1 protein-coding gene is annotated in these 1521 nt (G+C 66.7%); it reads left to right on the top strand.

The features are described 5' to 3' along the window. The first annotated feature begins 156 nt into the window (after positions 1-156). The gene (locus ABFX45_RS46110; RefSeq protein ID WP_346137414.1) at positions 157-1416 is read left to right on the top strand and encodes an NsdA family TPR-like regulatory protein; all 1260 of its coding nucleotides are present in this window, start codon (positions 157-159) and stop codon (positions 1414-1416) included. Positions 1417-1521 lie beyond the last annotated feature (105 nt).

Below are 1521 nucleotides of genomic sequence, written 5' to 3' on the forward strand. Positions count from 1 at the left end.
GTCAACTCCCGTGCTTTTGGCGAGCAGCAGCTCATGCCGCTGGTACATCCGGGTTTCACCGTTCCGCCGTTGGTGTTCCGGTTCAAACGACGACCGCAAGGGCGCAGTGCGCACAAGTAAGCTCACCGTGACCCTTCTGCGTTCAGGAGAGTTGCAATGGCGGCCCGCGAATCCAACGAAAGACTCCGCACATTACTGGCACAATCCTGTTGCAGTGGCGCCGCGCTGGCTCGGGAGATCAACACCGTCGCCGCGGAAAGCGGTGAGCGCACGTCCTACACCCGGACGTCGGTGGGACAGTGGCTGGCCGGCACCAGTCCACGCCGACCGGTTCCCCACTACGTCGTGGAAGTGCTGTCGCGGCGCCTCGGCCGTCCGGTCACGCTGACCGAAGCCGGGTTTCCCGAGGAGAACTCGCCCACCGTGTACAGCGTGGCGGATCTGTCCGTACCAGCGTGGCCGGACGCCGGAACGCTGATCACCAGGCGACCGAAACGACGCGCTGGTCCGATCACGTGCGGACAGACGGAGGTGAACGCCGCCCGCACCGCGCTCCGCGTGTTCTCCGCAGCCGAGCGCACCCTGGGCGCCGGTCATGTGCGGCGGTCGCTCACCCAGTACCTCGCGACCGGTGTCGAACCTCTGCTACAAGGCAACTGCACTTCGGCGAAGACCCTCGAGGAGCTGCTGTCGATCGCGTCGCAGCTGTACTACCTGTGCGGCTTCACCTGGTTCGACGACGAACTGCACGGTGGCGCGTTGCGCTACTACCGCGACTCGCTGCGGCTGGCCGCAGAAGCTCACAACGCGGAGGTGTACGCCATCGCGCTGCGCGCGATGAGCGTCCAGGCGCACATGCTCGGCCATCGCAACCAGGCTGTTCAGCTGGCGGAAGCCTCCGCCGAGACCTTGGTGGACAAGGCATCGCCAACACAGGCGTTCGTCGTGGGCCAACTCGCCGTGGCACGGGCCGCTGCGGGCGAACGGCGCGCCGCCGTGACCGCCCTGTGCAGAGCCGAGCGCCACTTCGAACGGGTCGACGACCCGCAGGTCATCGGCACGCACCACGCGGCGTCGCTCGCGCATCAGCGAGCCAAGATGTGCGCCGCGTTGTGTGACCGAGCCGGAGCGACACGAGCTCTCATGGAGTCGATCCGGCATCGCCCGGCCACCGAGCTGCGGTCACGCGCGATCACGCTGGCGATGCTGGCGGAACTGCAGCTGGGCGCCGGCGAGCTCGATCGGGCCGTCGCCACCTGGCATCGCTTCCTCGACACCTACCCCCTGATCAACAGCGGCCGCGCGACAAATGCCGTGGCCTTCATGCGCTCGGTGCTGCGTCCGCACCGCCGGAACCGAGGTGTCGTGAACCTGCTGGCACGATCCGCCGACCTTCGCGACAGCCGAAGGGCCTGAGAGTCACTCAGAGTACTGGCTCCGCAAAAGTTCCCGCACCGAGAGAGGGCTTCGTCGAACTACGATCAATCGAATTCGAGTCGAACAGGCGTCCTCGCCGGCCTT

The organism is Lentzea roselyniae, from assembly GCF_039537795.1.
GTDB classification, from domain to species: Bacteria; Actinomycetota; Actinomycetes; order Mycobacteriales; family Pseudonocardiaceae; genus Lentzea; species Lentzea atacamensis.

Coding starts and splice junctions, on each gene's coding strand:
- ABFX45_RS46110 (WP_346137414.1), top strand. CDS start 157: ATGGCGGCCCGCGAATCCAACGAAAGACTCCGCACATTACTGGCACAA.